Source organism: Sporosarcina ureae, from assembly GCF_002101375.1.
In the GTDB taxonomy this organism is placed as follows: domain Bacteria; phylum Bacillota; class Bacilli; order Bacillales_A; family Planococcaceae; genus Sporosarcina; species Sporosarcina ureae_B.
The window spans coordinates 1,551,956-1,575,018 of sequence record NZ_CP015207.1 but is presented as its reverse complement, the minus strand read 5'-3'; the positions used below and the strand labels follow the sequence as shown (position 1 = coordinate 1,575,018).

The following is a 23,063-nucleotide window of genomic DNA, read 5'->3' as shown; positions in this document are numbered from 1 at the left end:
ATACCATATAACATGGCACAGGGGCGTTGGTTTATTCGGGATCTTTCTGATAAAAGAAATTGGGTGTCATAATGTCATTGGCAAACCGCTTGTGATAAACATGCGTGGCAGCAGGTGACAGTGGTGGGATGAGCCATACCCAGTTACCTGTCACTCTTCTTCCAACACTCCGCTCTTTCTTTTCGAACGATTTGAATTGTTTCGCTGCGGTATGATGATCAACAAGTGTGACACCTTCCTTCTCGTAGGAATGTAGAACAGCTATATTCAACTCCACAAGTGCTTTGTCTATCCAAAGAGAACGATTGGATTTTGTGTTTAGCCCCATCAGTTTGGCGACAGACGGCAAAAGATTATAACGATCCGCATCTGCAAGATTACGTGCTCCAATTTCTGTGCCCATATACCAGCCGTTAAATGGTGCCATAGGATATTCAATTCCACCGATATCAAGACGCATATTGGAAATGATCGGAACGGCATACCATTTTGTATTTAACTCGGAAATTCCTTTAATTTCGGGATGACTGATAGGTACTTCTTTTACTGATGATTTCGGTAGTTCAAAGAGTCGTGGAGATTTCCCAAACTCTTGAATGACAAGTGGTAATACATCAAAAGGTGTTTTGTTCCCTCGCCATCCCAGACGTTCACACAACTTGGTCATCTCAATGGATGCAGAGTCGCCAATGATTGTAGCTCCATCCTCGTATCCAGCATAACGAACTAATTGATGATTCCAGATCCTCAGAGGATCTTTGTCTTGTACCCGAGGGGCGAAGACGGTAATCGTTGAACGAATATCTCCATCATTCGTTGCATAATCCACATGATGCTTCAATTTTTCAAATGCATCTTTAGCAGTAGTGACTTGTCGTTCATCAAATACTTCCAACGTTTCCCACAATAATCGTCCGATACAGTGATTACTGTTTCGCCAAGCCATTTTCGCGCCATGTGTCAGTTCGGATTGTGTATGAGTGTACGTTCCCGTTTGGATAATCTCCTCTTCAATTTCTTTGACGCGCATGAGTTGTTCCTCTTGAGAAATTCCTAGTTCATCATAACAACTATGGATAAACTGGATTGCTTCTTGGAAGAGCTCAATACGATTTACAGATAGCACCATAATCATCAACTCCATATACAGAGTGTAGCATGTGAATAATATAATGAGTCGCAATAATTTCGGCGAATTACTGACTTTTCATTTAATAGGAAAGTAAACGGCGTATCATTTCCTGACCTGCGTCTTTCGGATAGGATCGGTATAGGTGACCTGATAAGCGTACCGGATCCCCGAAGAAATACCGCTCATATTGTGTTTGTCTTGTGCCGAACGAACTCATTGTCAAATCCCAAGCTAACCGAAATAGTTGCACACGTTCCAACGCGGTTTTCGTAGCACCTTGTAGGTACTTTTCGAGATCAAGTTGAATAGGAGATTGGAAATCTTTATCGGTAGGTAACGCAATCATCCCACTCGCTCCGATTAGCTGAATGATCTCACTGAAACGCGGGTAGACTTTCGGAAAAATATTGCTAGCTACTTGAAGTGGTATTGCACTTGGACACATATTTCCCCATTGATCGAGTGATGCATCGGCCTCAGATTTATCTCGTAATGCTTTCATTGTTTCGAGTCCAATAATTATCTCAGACAGTTTTTCTTGAATATGGAGATATTCGGCTACATTAATCATTTGGACGAGTTGCTCTGCTAAATTCAGCATGAACTCTGTTTTGACGATCTGTCTCGTAATGACTTGATGTGTGGCGAACGGATGGAATGAACTCATTGAAAAAAATTCTGAAGCTACTTCCTTATTGTGATGAAAGAATACACGCTCCCACGGGACGAGAACATTATCGAAAACAACTACAGCATCCATCTCTTCAAATCGCGAACTCAGTGGGTAATTAAATGTGGAATTCCCCCCTACAAATGATTCCCTACAGAGAAAACGTAAACCTTCTGTACGGGAAGGTATTGAAAAGGCGAAAGCTTCATCAGAATCCCCAAGAAATGAAGGCGTGCTGAATACCAATACCTCATCCGTCACGCCGCCCTGTGTTGCCAGTAGTTTAGCTCCTTTAATGATGAGTCCAGCTGCTGTTTTATCTACAATCTTGGCGGAGATCGGTTCATCTGACGTAGTAAAGGCAGCCTGAGATCGATTGACCTGTGGCGTGATGAAGGTGTGAGTAAAGGATAGATCTTCTTCTCGTGCTCGTTCATAAAGCGCTTGAATATGTTCTGGAAAGCAGTTTTCCTTGCCGAGCAAGTGAGCGGAAGAAGAGGCAAAGCTCATAATCACCGTATTGAGGTAATCGGGACTTCTACCAAGTAAGCCGCAAGAAAGTCTTGCCCATTCCTCTGTCATAACTCTGCGATTGCGCAAATCCGCTTTGGTTTTCGGTTGTAAGTACGAAAGTCCAATGCGCTCATTTGTGACTGGTGAAGCGTATGTCATAAGAGCCTTATGTGAAGGTGACAATTGTAAATCATACAAAGAGGCCTTTGTTTCTATAAGTCCTTTAAATGCCGGATGTTTAGAAATAGGACCTTTCAATTGCTTTCCATCGAGCCAAATCTCCGCGTTCTGCTCATCCATTCTACGCACAAACTCGTTGCCATTTATAGCACCCATACCATTCCTCCTGAATTTTCAAGTTGATATAGTATATTATGACACCTTCATGGATGATCAAAAAAGTTCTAGGTCAGAACAATAGATGATAATTTTGATACAATACAGAAGGAGTACATCGGGAATGTATTCGGAACAGCGAAAGGTGTGCATATGATGGATAAAGAATTGGTAATGAAGTATATTGTAGCGTGCACAAATCTATATGGGATAGTGCCTATTGAAAAAGTTATTGAAATTTACACTAGTCAAAACGAAGAAAATATTTCACTGGATGAAGTGGAAAGTTTTTTGCGAAGTAAGCAAGTGAAAGAAAAACTAGAAGAGAGCTTCGTCTATATTCAATCAAACGAATTTGTGGCTGAAGCGACAAGCGAAGAAGCTGAGAAGGAAAACCTAAGACAAACTGCAGCTGGAAAGCCGTATTATATACCTAGAAGAGAAGAATTACTGTGTTTCATTGACGAAGAGTACGTACAAGAAACACCGGAGCAATTAAATTTGAAAAACATGTTGAAAGAAGATTTCGGTGATCAATTGAATGTAGACGTAGAAGTCTCAGAACTAGTATATAATTTGCAAGTAAGTGGTGGTGATTTCATGATGGAACTGTCCTTATTTATATCCCGTCTGGAACTGCCTATTAAAGAATCTGAGCGCTATATCCCTGCGATTGTCGAAATAGCGGACACGACTAGATTATGGGAAAACCGTGGCCATACTATGAAAGAATTACAGCAAGGCTAATTAGTTCATTTCAATAGACAATGATTGACCGAGCAAGATAGAATAAGAGTACATTACACACTTTGGAGGATGCCACTCATGACTTTAAAAGAATTAACTGCAAAAGAAGTACAAGAGCAATTGGAAAGCGGTAAAGAATTGAATATCATCGACGTGCGTGAAGATGACGAAGTAGCAGAAGGTATGATTCCAGGTGCAGAACACATTGCCCTCGGCAATCTACCTGTCGAAATGCACGAATTGAATACAGAAACACCTTACATCCTTGTATGCCGTTCAGGCGGTAGAAGCGGACGTGCACAAGAGCTTATGGCAGACGAAGGCTTTGACGTAACCAACATGGTAGGCGGTATGCTCGCATGGGAAGGCGAAACGAAATAACAAGCTAAACCAAAGCTGTCGTAAGAAGTGAAAACTTCTTACGACAGCTTTTTTGTGTGCAGAGCGATGATGCTTTCAACCTATCAAATTCTATGTCTTCTCGGCATGCCTCAGTATTCAAACCTCTAATTCGTCCATCTGCTACTGCGTAGACATAACCTCAAAAGTCCAAGCGTATAGTGAAAGAAAAAGGGGTGTCTGTATGAAAAAGTGGCTTGTGACAGGGTTGCTAATAATTTTCTCATTAGGTGGAGTGTTATACGGTGTCAAAGCATCTGATCGTGGATTCTTTCTGCCCTCAGAACTCGGTGGTGTAAGCATCTTAATTGATCCTGGGCATGGTGGGGAAGACGGAGGTGCTTCGGCAGGCGAACTCATTGAAAAAGATATTACGTTAAACATCTCCCATGAAGTAAGTAAACTATTGAAGAAAAAAGGTGCAACCGTAGAAATGACGAGAGAGAAAAGCGGGGATGCAGTAGCGGAACATGCACCATCCGAGACGTTCACTTCATTGAGAAGCAGAAAGTTCGCAGATTTGAAACTACGTGAAAGCATGGCAGTAGAATCGAAGCCTGACATGTTTATCAGCGTACACGTGAACGCAATTCCAGAAGAACGCTGGAGAGGCGCGCAAGTATTCTATCATCCAGGGGGCCATCCAGAGGGTAAGCAGCTGGCGACGTCCATCCAAAATGAACTGCGCGACCAGTTGAAAAATACAGAGCGGGAAGCTATGAAAATCACAGGTGTCTATTTGTTGAAAAAAGTACCGGTGCCAGCTGTATTGGTAGAAACAGGTTTCCTGTCCAATCCGGAAGAAAGAAAGTTATTATCAAGTAAATCCTATCAGAAAAAAGTGGCGGCAGCGATTGTAGATGGAATCGTAAAATATCAACTCGCTGAAGAGCAATAAAGCATATGACGTTTGAGTGAATAGGGAATATGATATACTAAAAGGGAGTGAATGAATCCAGTAGGGAGTGTCGAATGTGATTAATGAACAACAAGTTCGTGAACTGATTGGCGCATTGGAAGATCCGTTTTTACATAAAACATTGGCAGAAACAAATGGTATTGTGGATGTAACCATCAAACCAGAGAAAGAACATGTCAGTGTTAAAGTCGCGATTGCGAAAGTGAATACCGGAGAGCAATTGACGCTACAATCAAAAGTGGTAGAAGTATTGAAAGAAGCAGGAGCCGATTCGGTAGGTATTAGATTTGAAGAACTGCCTAAAGAAGTATTAGAACAATTTCGTGGTACAGTTACGGAAGCGGAAGCACAAGATATCTTATCGCCAGTATCCAATATTGAGTTTATTTCGATTGCATCTGGAAAAGGCGGCGTAGGGAAATCTACAGTTTCTGTCAACTTAGCAGTGGCTTTAGCCAGACGTGGCAAAAAAGTTGGTTTGATCGATGCAGATATTTATGGATTCAGTGTACCAGATATGATGGGTATTACAGCTATGCCTGAAGTCCGGGAAGATCGTATCATGCCGGTAGAACGTTTTGGCGTAAAAGTGATTTCAATGGGCTTCTTTGTTGAAGATAACGCACCTGTTGTATGGCGTGGACCTATGCTTGGAAAAGTGTTAGATCAATTCTTCCGTGACGTAGACTGGGGCGAGTTGGATTATTTGTTGCTCGACTTACCACCAGGAACAGGGGACGTAGCGCTTGATATTCACCAAATGATTCCAGCATCCAAAGAAATTGTGGTTACTACACCGCACCCAACTGCAGCATTCGTTGCAGCACGTGCGGGGGCGATGGCATTACAGACTGAACATGAGTTGCTCGGTGTTATTGAAAACATGTCTTGGTTTGCATCGGAAGTAACAGGCGAAAAAGAGTATGTCTTTGGTCAAGGCGGTGGTGTTCGTCTATCTGAAGAACTTCGTACAGAATTACTAGGACAAATACCTCTCGGTCAACCTGACTGGAACGAAACGGATTTTGCACCTTCCGTCTATGCAGAAGATCATCCGATCGGGAAAATCTATTTAGACGTTGCCGATACAGTAATCAAAAAAACGGAAAAGTAAAATGTAACAGACGAAGAAAGGATTATTTTCCTTCTTCGTCTGTTTTTTCTCCTTTACCACCATCCTTGGTGGATCCCTCTGCAGCACCTTTTCCTGCTTTCATAATCAATTCTTGCCACTTTGCTTGCATGAGAGGACTATTGATAGTGTCCTGTATAGTCTTTTCCATTTCCTTCTTGAGCGTTGCTGAATTGACGATATTCTCCATTTGTTTCATCATGTCAGGTTGACCGAAAAACTTCTCCATTTCTTTTTGAAAAGAAGCATCTCCCATCAAATCTTTCATGATATCCGCTTGTTGTTTTTTCATGCTTTTTGCGATGGATTCAGTGAATTTAGGATCTTCAAAAGCGGTTTTCCAAAAACGTTCACCTTCTTTAGAAAGCAGTACATTCTCAATGCTCTGCTTGACTTCTGGTTGTTCAAGTACTAATAACTCCCTGAATTCGGGATCAGTCATCAATTTACGTAGTGCCTTTTTTCCGTCTTCCGTCTGGATTGCATCTGTCATCATCTTTTTCATCTCATCATAGCTTGGTGCTGCTTGATGACTTCCGCTGCAACCCGTAAGGAATAGAAGGAATAGAAAAAGAACTGCGAATTTTTTCATTCCACTCAACCTTCCACTTGTATTTTCATTTATTGTTCACAATATATGAAGGAATATGCATGAATCGTTCAATGAAATAGATTTTTTTGTCGATCGTTGATACACTAGGATAGACATGATAAAAAGGGGAACAGTGCTGTGACAATACGAAATTGGGTTAAATTTTTCTTACGCGCAATGGCAATTGGCGGAGCGATTACAGCGGTTGTCGGTCTAATTGTACGTTGGGACTTTTTCTATGGATACTTACAGGCAGGCGAGATATGGCAATTTCTTGGTGCTTTTTTATGGATGATTTTCTTAGGATTTACGATGAGTGTAATTGCGCAGATGGGTTTCTTCGCCTATTTGACCGTTCATCAGTTTGGCGTGAATTTGTTCCGTACACTAACGTTGTGGAACTGGGTTCAAATGTTGATCATAGTAGTCGTGCTGTTTGATTTAGTCTTTTTCCGTTTCCAATTAACGAAAGCAGATACGAGTCGTACAGTTCTGTATATCTTCTTACTGATTACCTTGATTGCAGTATCCGTAGTGACAGCGTACTTCAAAGCACAGTGGACGAAAAAACATGCATTGATTTCTGCATTATTTTTCATGATTGTTATCACGACGCTTGAATGGTTGCCGGCACTTATGGTCACTTCAGGTAACAAAGATGAATGGGTAACTATTCTCTTATTCCCGCTACTCGCAGTGAATGCGTATCAATTATTAGTATTGCCTAAATACAATAAACAATCCGATATTGATAAAGAAAAGTTGGATAAACGCAGAAATGATAGAAAAAAGATGAAGAAACAAGTAGGCAAATCCAAAAAAAACTGACAAGAGATTTTCTCTTGTCAGTTTTTTTATTGTGGAATTTTTTTTGTTTTTACAGTTGATTGAAATAATAGATCCTCTACGGATTGAAAAGTACGGCTAGCAAGTAGTCGCTGAATATCTGCCATGGCTACGTGTTCATTGCGAGCGTATGAAACAGCGATAATTTCTCCCTTAGTAGCCTTCGGGAGTGTACCACCAGACCACTGAATAGTAGAGCCTAAGGCATTTATTTCTGCTTCACTTAACTCTTGCAATAATGCCAAAGGGAATTCTTCATCTGTCGTACGGAACCAAAGAGGGCGTGTGCTAAACAACTCTTCAAACGTTTGAAGTTGCTCGCTTAAAAGCTTGGGATTGCTTTCATAATGTTGACCTTCAGTACCAAGTAATGCGACAGGCATAGATCGCTGTTTAATCTGTTCTGTAATATGAGGGAAGCGTGAAGCCCAGTCACTATCAATAAACAATAAAGGATAGGGCTGCGATAATTTTCCAAGAAGTTCTTCCACTTCTTTCTCACCAAATGAAATATTAATGGTCAATGCTGAACCTTGTGTACCTTTCACTATCACTGCGGGTTGTTCAGTCAATCGGAAAACTGCCTTCAAGGTTGAAGAAGGCTTGGTCAATTGAGGAATAAAAGCCAAGAATAGTGCAGTCAATACAAAAAGGAAGAGAAGTTTTTTTATCATGCCATTCTCCTTAATTATGTGAAGTCTAAACTATTATATGAAAAACCCTTGACGTCTATGACTAAGCCCACTATAATTAAAAAAGCTTGAGTGATATAAAAAGTATCTGTTGCAAAGAGTCAGCAAGCATGCTATAATGGTTTTTGTCGTCAAGCGTACGAAACATATTATTATTCCGCAGTAGCTCAGTGGTAGAGCAATCGGCTGTTAACCGATCGGTCGTAAGTTCGAGTCTTACCTGCGGAGTCATTTTTTTATGCTTCCATAGCTCAGCAGGTAGAGTGCTTCCATGGTAAGGAAGAGGTCGCCGGTTCGAGCCCGGCTGGAAGCTCCATGAACACTTTCATGGCCCCTTGGTCAAGCGGTTAAGACACCGCCCTTTCACGGCGGTATCACGGGTTCGAATCCCGTAGGGGTCACCATTTACTTTTTAAAAGCAAAGCTTAGCACGATTTTAACACGGTGGGGTAGCGAAGTGGCTAAACGCGGCGGACTGTAAATCCGCTCCCTCCGGGTTCGGCGGTTCGAATCCGTCCCCCACCACCATGTTTATTTTACCTGTAGAAAGTATAACTAGCTATACATTGGGGTATAGCCAAGCGGTAAGGCAACGGACTTTGACTCCGTCACTCGTTGGTTCGAATCCAGCTACCCCAGCCATTTTACTGACGTACTTACAATTCAATAGTTAATATGTTAAATCCTTATTATTTTAAAATAATGAAGGGTTTTTTTGTTGTACAAACACTCAATCATATAGAATAATTGGAATTATCATGTATAATAATTTGTAACACATATAGGTAGTTTATCTTGTATGATTAATGAAAAATAACTAGATATAGGGATTGTGATATAGCAATGCAAGAATTTTTAAACGGTATGGATGTATTTGTTGAGTCTAGTAGTGAAAAGGAATTACAAAAGGTTCTTAGTGATATTTCTTATACACTAGAACAAGCAGCTATCGTCGCAATCACCGACTCAAAAGGAACGATCCAATATGCAAACGAACACTTCGAAAGACTTTCAAAATACTCAAGAAAAGAATTAATTGGTGCTAATCAACGTATTGTAAACTCAGGTCACCATGACGCAGCGTTCTTTAAAGAGATGTGGTCAACGATTGGGATGGGCAATACTTGGCGTGGCGATATATGTAATCGTGCGAAGGATGGTTCAACGTATTGGGTAGACACCACAATCGTCGCATTTTTAAATGATAAAGGAAAACCTTATCAATATATTTCAATCCGCTATGATATTACCGAGAGAAAGAAAATGGAACTAGAAATACGAAAAAATGCAGATCTTTATGAAATTATTACAGACAATGCATCTGACTATATTGCGATTATTGATCGGCAGGGGAAACTTTACTATGTCTCTCCATCATTTCAGAAGCTTCTTGGACATTCAGTGGATGAACTATATTCCAATTCATTCTTTTCCTATATTTCTAAGAAAAATCGCCAACAGGTACAAAAGAAAATTATGCAATTTGGAGGATATCAACGCCAAGCATTTAATATAGAGTACTCTTTTTTAGATAGTAAAAAAGGGTTGCATGTTATGGAAGCGAAAATTAATGAAGTGAAAGAATCAGTTGAATATGAAGATAAATTATTGGTTGTCATGCGAGATGTCACCGAACGTGTGAAATCAGACGAAAAAATCAAATATCTTGTCTACAATGACCAACTAACTTCCTTAATGAACCGAAATTCGTTTAGAGAACAGATGGCACTGGCATTTGAAAGAGCACGTACCCGCAAGCAAGTATTTGCCCTCGTTCATATAAATATTGATCGTCTGCGCTATGCTAACGATTTACTAGGGCATGAAGCAGGGGATTATTTATTGGCGATGGTTGGAGAACGGCTGAAAAAAAGAACAGGTCCTGAAAGCCTATTAGCCCGTATTGCGGGAGATGAATTCGCATTCATCATATCCGGTTTGAAAGATGAAGAAGAGTTTTATAATCATGCGGAAGATATTCGTACGTTTTTAGAACAACCAATCCAAGTTGGAAAACAAAACTACACATTGTCCATTAGTTGCGGTATTTCTATGTATCCCGAACACGCCAATCAGCCGTCTGATTTGGTCACTAAAGCTACATTGGCATTGGGGAAGGTCAAGTTACATGGTGGCGGGGCTACTGAAATGTACGAGCCGGGTACTTCAAAGATGTCTTTAGAGCGAATTTTGTTGGAAAATGAATTACGTAAAAGTGTGCAACAACAACATTTCTATCTTGAGTACCAGCCGAAAGTATTACTAGATACCGGTGAGTTGACTGGCGTAGAAGCACTTGTGCGTTGGAAACACCCCGATTTAGGTGTTATTCCGCCTAATAAGTTCATTCCACTCGCTGAGGAAACGAAAATCATTGTATCGCTTGGAGAATGGATTTTACGGGAAGTGTGTAAACGCGCACAAATAGAACGGGCAGCTGGTGGAGAATGCCGCTTTGCTGTGAATGTTTCAACAGTTCAAATGAAAGAAGAAGGCTTTGTTGACTCCGTTTTGAATATTATTAAAGAATATCGCGTACCGCCTGAGATGCTAGAGTTGGAACTGACAGAAAGCTCATTTATGGATACGATAGGCATGAAAGAATCCATTCAAAGACTTCGAAGTGAAGGGATTACGATTGCGATTGACGACTTTGGGACAGGTTATAGTACGTTTAGTTATATTAAAGAACTCCCGGCTGATACGTTAAAAATTGATATGGCATTTGTACGGGATATATTGGAGAATGAAAACAGTCAGGCTATTGTCAAAGCGATTGTGACACTTGCTGATACGGCGGGGTTGAACGTAGTGGCGGAAGGAATAGAATTACAGGAGCAGGCCAAAATGCTCTACAACTTAGGATGCCGCGAAGGACAAGGCTATTATTTCGGTCGACCCATGTCACTAGAAGATGCGAAAAGAATATGAAAATACTGTGTTGCTCAAAAATATAAAGATCAGGTGGGAGGATTGGTTATGCGCGAACTAAACATTTCAATAATTGGAGTACCCGTGGATCTTGGTCAGAGCCGCCGTGGAGTGGATATGGGACCCAGTGCGATTCGATATGCAGGAGCGGTAGAGCGTCTGCAGGCATTAGGGCATCACGTAATGGACGAAGGAAATATTTCTGTTTCTCCCATTCGTGATTTATCGTGTAATGAGGTTGGGTTGAAGAACTTAACAGAAGTGACTGAAGCGACTGAAGAGCTTGCTGCGACAGTTTCGGCTATTGTAAAAAACAAGAAGTTTCCACTCGTGCTTGGTGGAGATCATAGTATCGCAATAGGCACACTTGCAGGGTTGGCAGAACACTATAAAAACCTTGGTGTTATTTGGTACGATGCGCATGCAGATATGAATACAAGCGAAACATCTCCGTCGGGAAATATCCACGGTATGCCGCTCGCGGTCAGCATGGGGCTGGGCCATGAACAATTGGTGAATGTGCATAGTGAAGGAGCAAAAATCAAGCCTGAAAATGTAGTGATTATCGGAGCACGCTCAGTAGATCCTGGTGAACGCCAAATGATTAAAGAAAAAGGCGTAAAAGTATTTACTATGCATGAAATCGACCGTTATGGAATGTCAGTGGTCATACAGCAAACACTTGAATATTTTGCATCAAGACAAGTAGATGGTGTTCATTTGTCATTAGACTTGGACGGTTTGGATCCGTTATATACACCGGGAGTAGGAACACCGGTGCCAGGTGGAATCACATACCGTGAAAGTCATTTGGCTATGGAATTACTTGAAGATGCACATGTCATTACATCCGCGGAATTTGTTGAGGTGAACCCTGTACTTGACGAGTACAATAAGACGGCTGACGTAGCAGTCGGCTTGATGGGTTCGTTATTTGGTGAAAAACTATTGTAATTTGTTGAAGTGGTTAAAGCCTACGGGTTTTAATCACTTTTTTCAATTTAAGAAATGACTATCACTGATAGCCAGAATAATGATAAAGTAGAGATGAACGTAATAAATGAAAAAAGTGAAACCAAATGATGTTTCTAACGTATATAGAGGGACAGCCGCATAAGAGCGGAGAGTGAAGCCTATTGGACGAGTTAATTAACAAACGAGTAAAAGAAGTTTTACATGGCAATCAGGAAGCTTTTGAGGAAATCGTAATCCATTTTCAGCACCGGCTATATCAAGTGTGCTACCGAATGTTGAACAATGCAGCAGAGGCAGAAGATATTGCGCAAGAAGCCTTTGTGCGTGCTTATGTAAACTTGGAAACCTATGATCAAAAGAGAAAATTTTCTACTTGGCTGTACCGTATTGCGACCAATTTGTGTATAGACCGCATTCGTAAGAAAAAACCTGATCACTACTTGGATGCTACAATTCCAGGGACGGAAGGCTTGGATATGTATTCACAAATTGCAGCGGTGCAACAATTACCGGAAGAAGAAGTAGAAAAGATGGAAATGAAGGATCGTATTCAATATGAAGTAAACAGGCTGCCCGATAAATACCGCACGATTATTATTTTACGATATATGGAAGACCTACAGTTGCAGGAAATTGCTGACATTTTGGAGATGCCACTCGGCACAGTAAAAACACGAGTACATCGAGGACGAGAAGCACTTCGGCAACAAATGGGGAGTATGTAGGAGGTTAGATTTATGGAAAAATGTCCTAAACATGTTGTCCATTATATGCATGCGTTTTTAGATGGTGAAATCACCAATGAGGAAGAACTAGTTATGAACGAACATTTGAAGTCATGTGAAGAGTGCAGAGAAACATTTGAGGAACTAGAGCAGACCGTTACTTTATTTAAGGGTGTGGATGTAGTGGAAGCACCTCCTGGCTTTGTCAATGGTGTAACTGCAAGATTGCCGAGACGGACAATCAAGAAAGGTCCGAGTAAATGGTTTCGTCAGCATCCATTTATGGTGGCGGCTGCAATGTTTTTATTGCTTATGAGTGCATCTTTCTTCTCAAGTTTTGAAAATGAACAGCAGTTTTCATTTACAAAACAGCCTAATTTGGTTGTAGAGGGGGAAACGGTTGTGGTGCCAGCAGGAGAAACGGTTGTTGGTGATCTTGTGGTGAAGAACGGAGACCTTCGGATTGAAGGAGAAGTTGATGGTGATGTCACGGTTATTAGAGGTTCTAAGTATATGGCTTCAACGGCCGTTATTACGGGATCCAGTGAAGAAATTGATGAGATCTTTGATTGGCTGTGGTATAAGATGAAGTCTTTGGCAAAAGAAATTATCCCTGCATCGAAGGAACAAAAGCTTGAAAATGAATGAGAAAATAGCTTTTCAAAGTGATGCGGCTTAAGGGCTTCCGCATCACTTTTTTGATTTTCATTCGGATGTACATGACCTTTTAGTTGGGCATGTTAGTTGGGAATTATGTTATACTAAATCTATAAGAACTTTCTTAAAAGGTAGGGGAAGCACATGCCGGGTTTGGAGCAAGCAACAACGTTAGCACCAATAGAAATACTGAAAAATATTGTGGATGTGCTTCTTGTTTGGTTCGTACTCTATAAATTAATTACCATCATTAAAGGAACAAAGGCTGTTCAATTACTAAAAGGTATATTTGTGATTCTAATCGGTCGCTATATTACAGAATGGTTCGGTTTGAAGACGCTTCAATGGATGATGGAAGAAGTACTTCGATTTGGTTTTTTGGCTGCGATCATTATATTCCAGCCTGAACTTCGCAGAGCATTAGAGCAATTGGGACGGGGCAAACTCTTTGCACGTACTGCTATGCAGGAGGAAGAAGAACGTGACCGCTTGATTGAAGCATTCGTCAAATCCGTTAGCTATATGGCGAAGCGGCGTATTGGTGCGCTAATTACAATTGAGAAGGAAACAGGTCTTAGTGAATATATCGAAACAGGTACCCCTATGAATTCACATATTACTTCCGAACTTCTTATCAATATTTTCATTCCAAACACACCATTGCATGACGGTGCGGTTATTGTGACGAAGAACCGTATTGCTGCCGCAGGTTGTTATTTACCATTGTCGGAAAGTCCGTTTATTTCCAAAGAGCTCGGTACACGACACCGTGCGGCGCTTGGAATCAGTGAGGTGACTGATTCAGTAACCATCATTGTGTCAGAAGAAACGGGTGCCATAAGTCTGGCTGCAGATGGAGAAATCAATCGGAAATTGGATATTGAGGAATTCGAAAAGCTATTACGTATTTCCTGGTTCGGTAACACAACAGGACAAACAGATACTTCTCTATGGAAGTGGGGGAAGAGAAAAAATGGATAAATTTATGGATAGCCCCTGGTTTCTTCGACTAACTGCTCTATTTTTGGCGATTATGCTGTTTTTATCAGTAAAAGCGGAGGATCAATCAAGTCGTAATACAATAGGCGATGTGTTCGATCTCTTGCAAGACGTACCGGTGGAAGTTTATTACGATACGGAAAATTTAGTAGTAACAGGAGTACCTGACATGGTCAATATGACGATTGAAGGACCGGCCCAAATTGTACAGACTACTAAACTGTTAAAAGATTTTACATTGAAATTAGATTTACAAAACTTGACACTCGGTGAACATACCGTACGTATACAAGCGGAAAATTTGTCAGATAAACTGGATGTTCGACTTGATCCTTCAACAGTTAATATTAATATTGAGGAGAAGGTAACCCAGTCATTTCGTGTCGATCCTGAGATGAATACTAGATTGTTAGCAGAAGGATATGAAGTGAAAAGCATGGGTGTCCACCCCTCTTCGATTAATGTTACAGGTGCGAAAAGTGTTGTGGATGCGATTAGTTTCGTAAAAGTTTCTATTACCAATGACGGTAGCCTAAATAAGTCTTTTGAGCAAAAATCACGCGTTCGCGTATTGGATCGCGACTTGAATAAGCTATCCGTTGAATTGGATCCGGAAGAAGTCACGGTGAAAGTAGATATCCAAGAATATAGTCGTGAAATTCCATTGAAATTGCAACAAAAGGGACAATCTCCAGATGGAATAACTATTGAAAGTGCAGTACCTGATGTTCAATCCATTCGTGTATACGGTCCAAAAAGTATAGTGGACGCAATTAAAGAAATCCCAGTGGAACTGGATATAGATAAAATAAATAAGTCCGGAAAAGTGGAAGTGGATATAAAAAATCCTGAAGGGATTACTAAAGTGACACCTGCTAAATTAAAAATTCAGGTGAAAGTTTCAGGTGATACTTCCGACATATCGAAAAAGACGGATGATAAGAAAGAATCATAAAGCTCGTACCAAACGTGATCTAAGATAAGATCGAAAGGAAGAATACAACATGACACAGTATTTTGGAACAGATGGCGTCAGAGGTATAGCCAACGAGGAACTAACACCTGAATTGGCATTTAAATTAGGCAGGATCGGTGGATATTTATTTACTAAAGATGTGGAAGAGAAAGCCGAAGTGCTAGTAGGAAGAGATACACGAATTTCTGGTTTAATGCTTGAAAATGCTTTAATAGCAGGCTTATTATCTGTTGGTGTGGAAGTTATGAAATTAGGCGTAATTAGTACACCAGGCGTAGCCTATTTAACACGTGTCATGAACGCACAAGCAGGTGTTATGATTTCAGCATCACATAATCCAGTTGAAGATAATGGAATTAAGTTCTTTGGAGAAACCGGCTTTAAATTAACTGACGCACAGGAAGAAGAATTCGAACAACTATTAAATGCAGAAGAAGATACATTGCCTCGTCCTGTTGGTGGAAATGTTGGAACCATAACGGAATACTTTGAAGGCGGTCAAAAGTATATTCAATATCTGAAACAAATTGTCGATGACGATTTCGAGAATATTCATGTGGCACTTGATTGTGCACATGGTGCGACATCAGTCTTGGCAACTCATGTATTTGCAGACTTGGATGCAGACTTGACTACAATGGGTGCTTCTCCAAATGGTTTGAATATTAATGATGGCGTTGGCTCCACACACCCTGAAGCACTTGCAGCACTCGTAGTAGAAAAGAGTGCAGATATCGGTTTAGCATTTGATGGCGATGGAGATCGTCTTATCGCAGTAGATGAAAAAGGAAACATTGTCGATGGCGACCAAATTATGTTTATTGTAGCTCGATATTTACATAGCAAAGGCAGATTAAAATCAGACACTATCGTCTCTACTGTGATGAGCAACCTAGGTTTCTATAAAGCTCTAGAGGAATTTGGCATGAAGAGTGTTCAAACAGCTGTAGGTGATCGGTATGTCGTAGAAGAAATGCGTAAAAATCATTATAATCTTGGTGGTGAGCAATCAGGCCATATTATCTTTATGGATTATAATACAACGGGCGATGGCTTACTGACGGCATTGCAACTTGTGAACATCATGCAGCAAACAGGTAAAAAATTATCTGAATTAGCTAGCGAAATGAAAGTGTATCCACAGAAACTTATTAATATTCGTGTAATGGATAAATATGCGGTCATGGATAATATGCGTATTGTCGGGGTTATTAACGAAGTAGAGAAAGAGATGAACGGACAGGGAAGAGTACTTGTACGTCCTTCAGGGACAGAGCCCCTCGTTCGTGTAATGGTCGAATCTGAAACAGAAGCACAATGTGCAGACTATGCAGATCGGATTTCACAAGTAGTAAAAGAAGAAATGGGTCTAGAGTAAATATGCGTTAGGGCTGGTAATAGGAAATTCTATATTACCAGCTCTTTTTTTATAGATATAGAATACCGGGGAATCAGAAGTATAGAACGAAATGGGAATGCTTCCGCTGAACGGAGAGGAAAACAGTGAGTCAAAAAAAATATCAGAATATGCTTGCACAACGTACAGAGAATATCTTTGAAGAGTGGAAAGCGCGTGGTAGTTTAACGGAAAGGGAGTTGTATTATTTTCTTCATAAATTGAAGGGAACATCCGGGACAATCGGATTGCAACAGTTGTCTCTCTTTTGTGCGTCACAATTAGAGATTCTGACGTCTTCTAACGATCAGAAAATACCCGTATCTTCATTAGAAAATTTAAAGAATCGTATTCGTTCGCATTTTGATGATACTATTGCTGTGAAAAAAGAAGAATTTCAATTGCCTGATCGCTACGTTAACCGTCTTGATCAAGAAACGTTTATTTTAATCATTGATCAAGACTTGGAGTTCGTATCCTATTTAAAAGAGTTGCTCGAGAAGCTTGGAGCTCAAGTAATTATTTCATTGAATGGAAAGCGTGGAATTGAACAATTTTACTCTATGAGACCAAGTATTGTAATCATAGATGCAAAGTTGCCTGATATGACAGGCTTTGAAGTATTGGATCAAATTGCAGAACCTGCGCGGCAAAAAAATACGACTTTGGCTATCTCGAGTGAAGAAGTAACGAAAGACATTCTAATTGAAACGTATCGTAGAGGGGCTATGGATTTGCTATCTAAACCTTTTGATATGGATATCTTTTTCCCTTATTTGTTCAATCGTCAATTGCGTCAGCATGCGGTCAGTAGCAGTATGATTACAGATAGTTTGACAGGTGTTGGAAATCGACGCTACTTCGACGAGACCATCAATACATTGGCCAAAAAAGCCGATCAATCTGAAGTGATTTTCTCTCTTGTCATTATCGATTTGGATCACTTTAAACAAGTAAATGACCTGTATGGACACCCAGCAGGCGATGAAGTTCTACGAAAATTTGGCGAAATCATCAAAGAAGAAAAACGTGAAGGCGATTATGTATGCCGATATGGCGGAGAAGAGTTTGCTTTATTATTTGATAATAGTAATGCTGAAGATACCGTGCATGCCGTTGAGAGAATTCGAGCCAAATTCAATGATACGATATTCACATCTGATGAAGAGACATTCCAAGTAACTTTCTCGGCGGGCAGTGCGACGTACGAAGGAAATACTGCCAACATGATATCCGCTGCAGATCAAGCTCTTTATGAAGCCAAGCGTTCAGGGCGAAACCAAACAGTGATTTACGATCAGAGAAAACGGGTAGTAAAACGAAAGTTAATCGTTATTATCGTTGATGATGATTCATTCATCAGACAAATCCTTGAGCAAACTTTGCTGGAGTTAAAGTCTTCGTACATTGATATTACAGTAAAGACATATGCTGACGGCCCTTCATTTCTAGAAGAAGACTGGTATAGTCCCGATGCCTATTTCATCGTATTACTTGATGGTGTGATGCCAAAAATGGACGGTCTAGAAGTATTGAGTCAGTTAAAGAGTGACCATTCCAAAACAAACGTCACAGTCTCCATGATGACGGCTAGAAAAAGTGCGAATGATATTAAGGCAGCACTTTGGCTTGGAGCAGATGACTATATAATAAAACCATTTAAACCGTCGGAAGTCCTTGGAAGAATTGATAAATTAGCAAATCGTTTATTTGATAAAAGAGAATAGAAGGAGGTGGCCACTTTGACGCATATAGGAAAAAAGGTCTTAGTTGTAGACGATGAAGATATTTTGCGCATGTTGCTCACGGACACGTTGGAATTTGAAGGGTTTCAAGTAGAAGAAGCAGTGGATGGGGTAGAAGCATTAAGTAAAATCCAAAGCCATCCATATGACGCCATTCTTTTGGATTATATGATGCCACGTATGACAGGTTTAGAATTATTAGAGCATCTACAACCGCTAAAGCTATCAACGCCTATTATTATGCTCACAGCAAAAGCACAGCAAGCAGATCAAGACGCTGCTTTAGCCAAAGGGGCCTCTTACTTCGTACCTAAACCATTTAGCCCGAATGAACTGGCTGAATTAGTTAAATCACTATTTTAATTACAGTATACAAAATAGAAGAACGTCCTTTCCGTAAAGGAAAAGACGTTCTTTTAGTTATTCTCTGGATAAAAAATCAGTCCATCAGATCGTTCTATAGTCTCTATAATAATAGAGGATAAATCGCTGAGAGGATAAGGTTTCGTCAAATATTCACTGATATGAAATTCTTCCATCAATAAAGGTTCTTTTTCCAATGAAGAGGATATAATAATTGGGATCGACTTAGTTTTAGTATGTTCTTTCATTTGGCTAATTAAATCCCAACCATTTCACCTTCTTCTAATTTTAGATCGACAACGACTGCGGCTGGTTGCATTACTTCTATACATACAAATGCTTCGCCCACTTTGGAATGATGAATTATTGAAAATCCATTGCTTGCTAGTTCTTCTCCCAGTAACAATGAAATATTCACATCATCTTCTACTATAACCACCAAAGGTTTGTCGTAGTCAATTTTTTCATTTGGCAGCTGCTGTTTCAAAGGAAGAGAGAAGAAAATTGTCGTCCCTACATTTTCCTCAGAACTTACCCAAATTCGTCCATGATGATCTTGAATAATCTCCTTACAAATAGATAGACCGAGACCTGTACCGCCAATTTTTCTACTGTAACTATTATCAAATCTATAGAATTTCTCAAATAGATGTTTAATCGTATCGGATGGAATGCCAATCCCTTCATCCGCTATAGAAACGACAACTGTGTCCTGTTGATTTAACAGAGTAATATTCACATTTCCGCCGTCGGGTGAAAACTTAATGGCATTGCCAATTAAATTCATGAATACTTGTAAAATACGATCATAGTCCGCTCTGACCATTGATGAATATGTGAGATCCTGCATCTTTATAGTATGATCTGGTGATTGAATCAGTAAATAGTCTACCGCCATTTCAGCTACTTTAGTGATGGATATATCTTCTATCTTATAGGATTGACGCCCTGATTCCATCCGTTGCAAATCTAAGAAGTCATTGATGAGCGTAGTTAATCGGTTAGCTTCGCTGTGGATAGTTTCAAGATACCTTTTTTTACGTTGATCATCCATATCTTTATTTAGTAAAAGCTCAGAGAATCCGAGAATGCTCGATAAAGGTGTTCGCAATTCATGACTGACAGTCGACACCAATTCCGTTTTCATTTTATTGACTTCGTGTTCGTGAGTTATATCCCGATGTACGAAGATCGTACCGACTTTTTCTTCTTGAATAATAATCGGCACACTGTATACATTCATGACCCGGGACTTTTCAGAAGGTAATGAAAGTATGTATTTATTAGTTATAAATTCCGTGGATTCAGACCTGATGGCGTCATCAAAAAATGCTTTATATTGAACAGGGTCATCAATTTGTTTCAGGAAATACTCCGTCCATTCTTCTCGTGGCCAAGCCCTATGTTCTGTTTCAGGTTCCATTCCAAGTAAATTGAATAAGGCTTTATTATACTTATCATTCTCACTTGTATTTGAAACGAAACGAATGCCTTCATTGATGTTATCCAAGATATTCTGATTCAACTGACGTTCATGAATAATGAGTTCATATTGTTCAATCCGATCCACTGCAATTGCAATTCGTTTAAGCAAACCGTATAAATCTTGTTGGTCGTCTTCTGTAAATGGCTTACCGATACGCGAAAGGATAGACACGACACTTAATTCATTAGCAACATTGTAGATACCTGTAACAAAGTCATAGACATATGTAATATTGTCAGCTATTCCTTTTTCATATTCCGCTTCTCTTTTGATAATGAAATAGGGCTCTGTTTCAAGTCGGATTTTTATATATTCTATTCGTTCTTGTTTAATTTTATTGAAAAACTCTTCTGAAATCCCCTTTAACGTATGAATTTCACTTTTAGGAAACCAAAGAAAACTTAAGTCGGATTGGTAGATTTGATTTAAATAGCAAGAAGTTTGGTCGCATACTTCTTGCTTATCCAACGAGAACGATAAGATATGACTCAAACCGTTGTATCGTTCTAAACGGACACGGGAAAATCGAGCTTCTGATAAGGCGAATTCCATCTTCGTTTGGCGATTGAATAACTCATCTTGCTGTGTAATCAACTCTTCATTTTGTGAAAGAAGCTCCTGCTCATTCATTTGTATATGTTCCATCATTTTATGAATGGATTGCGAGAGTGCGCCGATTTCATTTTCTGTCTGAATAGGTTGGAATAGGACAGTACCTTCTGTTTCATACTGGTCTGCTGCGCGCGTGATATCTTCTACTGGCTTGACTACTCGGTTGACGACGCTCCAAAACATATAGATTGGAATAAATAAGAAGATGATGCCGAATAATGTGATGATCAAAAAGAATGTTTTTGTTTTTTGCATCGTATTATTATATGCAATTTCCATCTTATTTTTTAAAGAATCTTCGTATTCGTTAGCATATTGAATGAATCTATTAACGGCTAAGTTCGTACCACTCTTTGCTAAGTCTTGTAAACCAGCATAATCGTCCTTTTTGACATATTGAATAGCTTTTGGAAGAGTAACATTTTCATATTCCATCAAGAAATTATCGATTTCGTCAATGATTCGCTGTTCTTCTGCTGTTAATTGAAAAGATTTAAACTCACTAGAATAAGAATGAATGTCTTCAATTGATTGATAGGCAAAATTTAGTTCTTCCTCAATTTGAAAAGCATAGTAACCACGAACCCGAAAGAATAGATCTTGGATTGAATCGGATATGTTTTCAATTAATACCGACTTTTCTATTGAGGCTTGCTGTTTATTTTCTAGTTCATCCCATGAGCTACTAGCATAGAAATACATGCTAGCCATCCCGATAATCGCAATCACTATGGAAGCGATAAATACTTTTATGTATTGTTGACGAATACCTTTTTTATGCGCCATCCGATTGCCCCTCCCGACTTCCTTGTGTATTCCTATTCTATCATTTACACCTATTAATTACAGATAGAATTTTCAGTTGAAAAATAATGTTTTGACACGTGGTAGGGTGAATTGAGTGCGTGAAAATAGTAGTCAAAATAAAGTGTGTTTCAAGTAAAGATTATGGTCATTAGTGGAATTGAGAAAGACAAGCCCATAATTTGATAGGCTTGTCTTCTAGCAAGTAATTAAATATTTACTCGAAAATATATTTTAATGCTAAAACTGCTTGATCTACCGATTCCACCGTAACATGTGCTTTACGGGATAGTTCTTTTAGTGGGTGGTGATGGTTTTCCTGACGAATCAGAATGAGTGGCTTGCCGAAAGCGACTGCTGCGCTGGCATCCATTGCAGTATTCCATTGTTTGTACTGTTCACCAAATAACGCAATGACAATATCTGATTTTTTCATTAAGATTTCCGTTCGTAAGTTGTTAAGGCTTGAAGCTGCAGCATCTTTAAAAATTTTATCCGGTTGTTGTCCTAGAATCTCTTCTCCAATGTTGTCCGAGCGATCATGGTCTTCCATGGGTCCGACAAAGTCTACAGGTAATTGTAGATCTTTTGCTTGTTGTTTGACTTCTTCTCGCCAAGATGTATGAATTTCTCCAGCCAGGTATACTGTTAATCGCATGAATACACCTCCTAGTTTGATAGTCTTTATTGTACCATGCATCCTGTCTTCGTTCATCCGATGTACTAGAAGAGAAAGAGTTCATGAATATGGTACACTGAATAAAAAGAGGAGAGATGAATATATGAATGGACAAAATCGGTCAGATGTAAAACCTGGGTTACGGGTAGCGGTTATTTTAAAGAAAGATCAGCGAAGTGGCGTGAAAACAGAAGGTGTTGTCAAAGATTTATTGACTAATTCTAGCTTCCATCCACATGGGATTAAAGTGCGACTTGAAGACGGACAAGTTGGACGTGTGGCAGAAATATTAACGTAATACAAAAAGAGAGGGGGGAACCCCTCTCTTTTTGTATAAATGATTACTCTCCATCCCGATACGTAACAGCTGTACCGGTTGCGATACACATCATCATGCCTTCACGTACCATTTCGAAATCTAAGTCGACTCCAATGACAGCGTTCGCCCCCATAGCACTTGCTTTATGAGACATTTCATCAATTGCTGTTTGTCGTGCTTCGGTTAATTTGCTTTCATAAGCAGCACTGCGTCCACCTACAATATCGGTGACAGATGCAAAAATATCCCGAACGATATTTGCCCCCATGATTGTTTCCCCTGATACAATTCCGTGATACATTTCAATTGTGCGGCCTTGCAACATGTTAGTTGTCGTGTGTAACATTCGATCTCCCCCTTTTTTTATATACGTTACAATAGATAGAATGGTTTCAATATATGCGTAGAATATGCAAAG

The 23,063-nt window shown here is 39.8% G+C and carries 22 protein-coding genes and 5 tRNA genes; 20 read left to right on the top strand and 7 right to left on the bottom strand.

All coding sequences use genetic code 11. The features are described 5' to 3' along the window. Nucleotides 1-31 precede the first annotated feature (31 nt). Both SporoP8_RS07800 and hpaB read right to left on the bottom strand, forming a co-directional pair. Entirely contained in the window at nt 32-1,129 is a 1,098-nt protein-coding gene (locus SporoP8_RS07800; RefSeq protein ID WP_198166095.1) for a nitric oxide synthase oxygenase, read from the bottom strand. Nucleotides 1,130-1,211: 82 nt separating this feature from the next. Then, nucleotides 1,212-2,651 (bottom strand): 4-hydroxyphenylacetate 3-monooxygenase, oxygenase component, encoded by a 1,440-nt coding sequence (gene hpaB, locus SporoP8_RS07795; protein WP_085131984.1) that lies wholly within the window; start codon nt 2,649-2,651, stop codon nt 1,212-1,214. A gap of 153 nt (nt 2,652-2,804) precedes the next feature. Here hpaB and SporoP8_RS07790 point away from each other — a divergent pair, with 153 nt between their 5' ends. The 4 genes from SporoP8_RS07790 (at nt 2,805) to SporoP8_RS07775 (ending at nt 5,830) form a co-directional block, all read left to right on the top strand. Beyond that, a complete protein-coding gene (locus tag SporoP8_RS07790) occupies nt 2,805-3,398 on the top strand; it encodes a hypothetical protein (RefSeq protein WP_157111237.1) in 594 nt (197 codons plus the stop codon). A gap of 78 nt (nt 3,399-3,476) precedes the next feature. Next, entirely contained in the window at nt 3,477-3,779 is a 303-nt protein-coding gene (locus SporoP8_RS07785) for a rhodanese-like domain-containing protein (protein WP_085131982.1), read from the top strand. Nucleotides 3,780-3,981: 202 nt separating this feature from the next. Then, a complete protein-coding gene (locus SporoP8_RS07780) occupies nt 3,982-4,695 on the top strand; it encodes an N-acetylmuramoyl-L-alanine amidase (protein WP_085131981.1) in 714 nt (237 codons plus the stop codon). Between the two features lie 76 nt (nt 4,696-4,771). Beyond that, nucleotides 4,772-5,830: an Mrp/NBP35 family ATP-binding protein gene (locus SporoP8_RS07775; RefSeq protein WP_085131980.1), complete on the top strand. Its 1,059-nt coding sequence runs from the start codon at nt 4,772-4,774 to the stop codon at nt 5,828-5,830. A 22-nt stretch (nt 5,831-5,852) separates the two neighbouring features. Here SporoP8_RS07775 and gerD read toward each other — a convergent pair whose 3' ends face one another. Then, a complete protein-coding gene (gene gerD / locus SporoP8_RS07770; protein ID WP_085131979.1) occupies nt 5,853-6,440 on the bottom strand; it encodes a spore germination lipoprotein GerD in 588 nt (195 codons plus the stop codon). Nucleotides 6,441-6,578: 138 nt separating this feature from the next. On the opposite strand from gerD, the gene SporoP8_RS07765 reads away from it, so the two are divergent. Beyond that, complete coding sequence (locus tag SporoP8_RS07765; RefSeq protein ID WP_085131978.1) at nt 6,579-7,268, top strand: KinB-signaling pathway activation protein; 690 nt, start codon at nt 6,579-6,581, stop codon at nt 7,266-7,268. A 26-nt stretch (nt 7,269-7,294) separates the two neighbouring features. Here the strand turns inward: SporoP8_RS07765 and SporoP8_RS07760 are convergent, their stop codons facing one another. Continuing rightward, entirely contained in the window at nt 7,295-7,960 is a 666-nt protein-coding gene (locus SporoP8_RS07760) for a polysaccharide deacetylase family protein (protein ID WP_085131977.1), read from the bottom strand. A gap of 174 nt (nt 7,961-8,134) precedes the next feature. Between SporoP8_RS07760 and SporoP8_RS07755 the strand changes: the two genes are divergently transcribed. The 14 genes from SporoP8_RS07755 (at nt 8,135) to SporoP8_RS07690 (ending at nt 18,745) form a co-directional block, all read left to right on the top strand. Beyond that, nucleotides 8,135-8,206 (top strand) — tRNA-Asn (locus SporoP8_RS07755). A gap of 12 nt (nt 8,207-8,218) precedes the next feature. Beyond that, a tRNA-Thr gene (locus tag SporoP8_RS07750) sits at nt 8,219-8,294 on the top strand. 13 nt (nt 8,295-8,307) lie between these two features. Then, nucleotides 8,308-8,382: transfer RNA gene (locus tag SporoP8_RS07745), tRNA-Glu, on the top strand. A 39-nt stretch (nt 8,383-8,421) separates the two neighbouring features. After that, nucleotides 8,422-8,506 (top strand) — tRNA-Tyr (locus SporoP8_RS07740). Between the two features lie 39 nt (nt 8,507-8,545). Then, a tRNA-Gln gene (locus SporoP8_RS07735) sits at nt 8,546-8,620 on the top strand. 201 nt (nt 8,621-8,821) lie between these two features. Continuing rightward, on the top strand, nt 8,822-10,909 hold the full coding sequence (locus SporoP8_RS07730) for a sensor domain-containing protein (RefSeq protein WP_085131976.1): 2,088 nt from the start codon (nt 8,822-8,824) through the stop codon (nt 10,907-10,909). 48 nt (nt 10,910-10,957) lie between these two features. Beyond that, nucleotides 10,958-11,863: an arginase gene (gene rocF / locus SporoP8_RS07725; RefSeq protein WP_085131975.1), complete on the top strand. Its 906-nt coding sequence runs from the start codon at nt 10,958-10,960 to the stop codon at nt 11,861-11,863. Between the two features lie 182 nt (nt 11,864-12,045). Then, on the top strand, nt 12,046-12,609 hold the full coding sequence (sigW, locus tag SporoP8_RS07720) for an RNA polymerase sigma factor SigW (protein ID WP_085131974.1): 564 nt from the start codon (nt 12,046-12,048) through the stop codon (nt 12,607-12,609). A gap of 12 nt (nt 12,610-12,621) precedes the next feature. Continuing rightward, nucleotides 12,622-13,257 carry an anti-sigma factor family protein gene (locus tag SporoP8_RS07715; RefSeq protein WP_085131973.1) on the top strand — a complete coding sequence of 212 codons (636 nt, stop codon included), beginning with the start codon at nt 12,622-12,624 and terminating at the stop codon, nt 13,255-13,257. A 153-nt stretch (nt 13,258-13,410) separates the two neighbouring features. Next, nucleotides 13,411-14,247 carry a diadenylate cyclase CdaA gene (gene cdaA / locus SporoP8_RS07710; protein ID WP_085131972.1) on the top strand — a complete coding sequence of 279 codons (837 nt, stop codon included), beginning with the start codon at nt 13,411-13,413 and terminating at the stop codon, nt 14,245-14,247. Beyond that, nucleotides 14,240-15,220, top strand: a complete 981-nt coding sequence (locus tag SporoP8_RS07705; protein WP_085131971.1) for a CdaR family protein — start codon at nt 14,240-14,242, stop codon at nt 15,218-15,220. Before cdaA ends, SporoP8_RS07705 begins: the two co-directional genes overlap by 8 nt. Before the next feature lie 49 nt (nt 15,221-15,269). Then, nucleotides 15,270-16,619, top strand: coding sequence for a phosphoglucosamine mutase (gene glmM / locus SporoP8_RS07700; RefSeq protein ID WP_085131970.1), 1,350 nt, complete (start codon nt 15,270-15,272; stop codon nt 16,617-16,619). Between the two features lie 125 nt (nt 16,620-16,744). Next, a complete protein-coding gene (locus SporoP8_RS07695; protein ID WP_085131969.1) occupies nt 16,745-18,364 on the top strand; it encodes a diguanylate cyclase in 1,620 nt (539 codons plus the stop codon). A gap of 69 nt (nt 18,365-18,433) precedes the next feature. Beyond that, nucleotides 18,434-18,745 carry a response regulator transcription factor gene (locus SporoP8_RS07690; protein WP_420066740.1) on the top strand — a complete coding sequence of 104 codons (312 nt, stop codon included), beginning with the start codon at nt 18,434-18,436 and terminating at the stop codon, nt 18,743-18,745. A 256-nt stretch (nt 18,746-19,001) separates the two neighbouring features. On the opposite strand, the gene SporoP8_RS07680 is transcribed toward SporoP8_RS07690, so the two are convergent. Both SporoP8_RS07680 and SporoP8_RS07675 read right to left on the bottom strand, forming a co-directional pair. Then, a complete protein-coding gene (locus SporoP8_RS07680; protein WP_085131966.1) occupies nt 19,002-21,629 on the bottom strand; it encodes an ATP-binding protein in 2,628 nt (875 codons plus the stop codon). 235 nt (nt 21,630-21,864) lie between these two features. Next, the gene (locus SporoP8_RS07675) at nt 21,865-22,305 is read right to left on the bottom strand and encodes a YtoQ family protein (protein WP_085131965.1); all 441 of its coding nucleotides are present in this window, start codon (nt 22,303-22,305) and stop codon (nt 21,865-21,867) included. Nucleotides 22,306-22,429: 124 nt separating this feature from the next. Between SporoP8_RS07675 and SporoP8_RS07670 the strand changes: the two genes are divergently transcribed. Then, nucleotides 22,430-22,624 carry a YwbE family protein gene (locus tag SporoP8_RS07670; protein ID WP_085131964.1) on the top strand — a complete coding sequence of 65 codons (195 nt, stop codon included), beginning with the start codon at nt 22,430-22,432 and terminating at the stop codon, nt 22,622-22,624. A gap of 43 nt (nt 22,625-22,667) precedes the next feature. Here the strand turns inward: SporoP8_RS07670 and SporoP8_RS07665 are convergent, their stop codons facing one another. Next, nucleotides 22,668-22,991 carry a YbjQ family protein gene (locus SporoP8_RS07665; protein ID WP_085131963.1) on the bottom strand — a complete coding sequence of 108 codons (324 nt, stop codon included), beginning with the start codon at nt 22,989-22,991 and terminating at the stop codon, nt 22,668-22,670. Between the last annotated feature and the right edge of the window lie 72 nt (nt 22,992-23,063).